Origin of the sequence: Methylobacterium sp. B1, from assembly GCF_000333255.1 — a bacterium.
GTDB lineage: Bacteria > Pseudomonadota > Alphaproteobacteria > Rhizobiales > Beijerinckiaceae > Methylobacterium > Methylobacterium fujisawaense.
The window spans coordinates 1-2,763 of the sequence record NZ_BACT01000813.1; the positions used below are offsets into that span (position 1 = coordinate 1).

Genomic DNA, 2,763 nt, shown 5'->3' on the forward strand with positions numbered 1-2,763 from the left:
ATTTCCAGCATCGCGCAGACCTGCTCAAGGATGTAGCGGAGCAGCGATTCGGTGAGGCCCGCATCGCGGGCGGCGGCGATCAGGTCCGGCGGGGCGATCCAGCCGAGCCGCGGATGCTCCCAGCGGATCAGCGCCTCCAGCCCGACCAGCGTGTGGCCATCCGCGGCGTAGATCGGCTGAAACCAGACCCTGGGCGCGTTCTCGACCAGGGCCTGCGACAGGTCGCGCTCCAGGTCGCGCCGCATCTGCAGGCCCTCGCGCAGGCCCGCATCGAACACCCGGAAGCGATTCCGGCCTCCGGCCTTCGCGGCGTAGAGGGCCTCGTCGGCGCAGCTCAGCATCTCGGTCAGACTGGGCTCCGGACCGGCATGGACGCCGATGCTGACCCCGAGCCGGCCCGCGTCGAAACCGTCGAACGGGTGTGCCACGGCCGTGATGAAGTTGGCCGCCATGACGTCGTGGGCCAGACCGGAGGTGGCGGGATCGTAAAGCACGGCGAATTCATCGCCGCCGAGCCGGGCCGCAAGGCCTTTCTCCGGCAGCGCATCCCTCAGCCGGCGCGCCACTTCGACGAGCACCCGGTCGCCCGCCTTGTGTCCGTAGACGTCGTTGACGAACTTGAAGCCGTCGAGGTCGAGCAGCAGCAGGCTGAGCGTCCCGCTGTGGAGCCGGCTTTCCGCCGCCTGGAGGAATCCCGCGCGGTTCAGCAGGCCGGTGAGGTCGTCGTGCGTGGCGCGCCACCGCATCTCGTCGACGAGGGCGCTGGCGCTGGCATGCGCTTCGGCCCGCGACCGGGCGAGGGCATGGGCCTCGTTCTTGAGCCGGCTCGCCTGGCGGAACACGGCCTGGCTCCGGAACGCGGTGTGCGTCAGCGCCATGAGATAGAGGGCGACGCAGGCCGCAAGGCAGTTCCGGTCGAAGTCACCCGCATAGGTCAGGCAGACGGAGACCGACAGCAGCGGCAGAGCGATGAAGGCGATCGGAATGCGCGCATAGGCAATCCCGTGCGTCACCGCCCCGGCGGTCACGCCGCAGGTGATCGTGAGATAGAACAGGGTCTCGGGTGAGGTGTAGCCGGCGGACAGGAGCGGCTGGCAAGCCCAGACCAGGCCGGAGAGAAATGCCGCGAGCGTGCAGACGCGCAGGTGCCGGTCGACGGAGCGCGCGGCGGTCGCGGCCAGGCTCGGCGTCATGTCGGCGGTCAGCGCGAGGCCGAGGCAGGGGATCCGACACAGCACGATCCGCAGGAGATTGACGCAGGTCGATGCCGCAAACCAGGCGGCCCCCAGGGCGCCGTGCCCGCTCCGATAGGCGACCAGGATGCTCGCCAGCCCGAGCAGCATGTTGACGGGGATGGCCGCCAGCACGGTCCCGCGCATGGCCTCGAGCTGGTCCCGCCGGACTAGCGCGTCCCACCTCGGATCCGCAGGGTCGAGAGATTCACCGGAGCCGGGTGAGCCTGGCCCGGATCTCTCCTGGTCCCAAGCGATCATCATATGTCCACTCAAAGCTGAGCGACTCATGACAGCGAATCGTTAGATATCGTTGAACGATCATCGACCACCGCAAGCGATCTCGATCTTTTCGCGCTGCGGATGCGCGGAAGCGCCGGCGCGCGGGGCATTCCGGCCGCGCCCGAAAGCACCATATCGACACCCGGGCCGCTCCCGGGCCCCGGATCGTCCATGGCCCTCACCCGCGACCTGCTCGATATCCGGACGATCTACCACGAGCCTGCCGTCCGCGACTTTCCGCTCGGCGGGGAGATCCTGGCCCGTTTCCCGGACGCCGAGCGCATCGTCGTGCCGTCGCACTGGAACATTCCGGAACTCCACGGCAATGCGGGATCGGTGGAGGATTGGGTGCGGATCAAGCGCTCGACCCTGGTCCTCGGCGTGAAGAAGGGTCTCGCGATGCGCCCCAACGGCCGGAGCGCCCATTTCATCGCGCCCTCGACCTCCAACGGCTGCGCCATGGCCTGCGCCTATTGCTACGTGCCGCGCCGCAAGGGCTTCTCCAACCCGATCTCGCTGTTCGTGAACGTCGAGCAGGCCTGCGCGGCGATCGCCCGGCACGCCGGCCGTCAGGGACGCCTGTCGGCGCCGGATCCGATCGACCCGGAATACTGGGTCTACGACATCGGCGAGAACGGCGACCTCTCGGTGGATGCGGCGGTCAGTGGCGGCGTACGCGCCCTGATCGCGCTGTTCCGCACCCTGCCCAACGCCAAGGCCTCCTTCGCCACCAAGGCCGTGAACCGCGATCTCCTGGCCTACGATCCGCAAGGCAAGACGCGGATCCGCTTCTCGCTCATGCCGGCGCGGATCGCCCGGATCGTGGACGTGCGCACCGCCCCGATCCCGGAGCGGATCGCCGCCATCGACGACTTCGTGGCCGCCGGCTACGAAGTCCACGTCAATTTCTCGCCCGTGATCCTGTACGAGGACTGGGAGGCGGACTGGCGGGCCCTGTTTGCCGAGATCGACGCGACCCTGTCCGACGCCGCCAAGGCGCAGCTCAAGTGCGAGATCATCATGCTGACCCACAATGCGGATCTGCATGCGGTCAATCTCGGCTGGCACCCGAAGGCCGAGGACCTGCTCTGGCGGGCGGACATTCAGGAAGCGAAAGTTTCCGAGGGCGGGGGCACGAACCTGCGCTACCGGCCGGCTGGAGGGCCCGGTGGCTCGTCCGGTTCAGGCCCTGCTGGCCGAAACCATGCCCTACTGCACCGTGCGCTACCCGTTCTGAGGCCCCGGTCGC

1 protein-coding gene and 1 pseudogene are annotated in these 2,763 nt (G+C 68.6%); one reads left to right on the top strand and one right to left on the bottom strand.

The features are described from left to right. A partial coding sequence (locus I53_RS23415) for a diguanylate cyclase (protein ID WP_251982419.1) occupies positions 1-1,379 on the bottom strand: 1,379 nt, incomplete at its 3' end. 306 nt (positions 1,380-1,685) lie between these two features. On the opposite strand from I53_RS23415, the pseudogene I53_RS23420 reads away from it, so the two are divergent. Next, a pseudogene (locus I53_RS23420) lies at positions 1,686-2,751 on the top strand (spore photoproduct lyase family protein). Positions 2,752-2,763 lie beyond the last annotated feature (12 nt).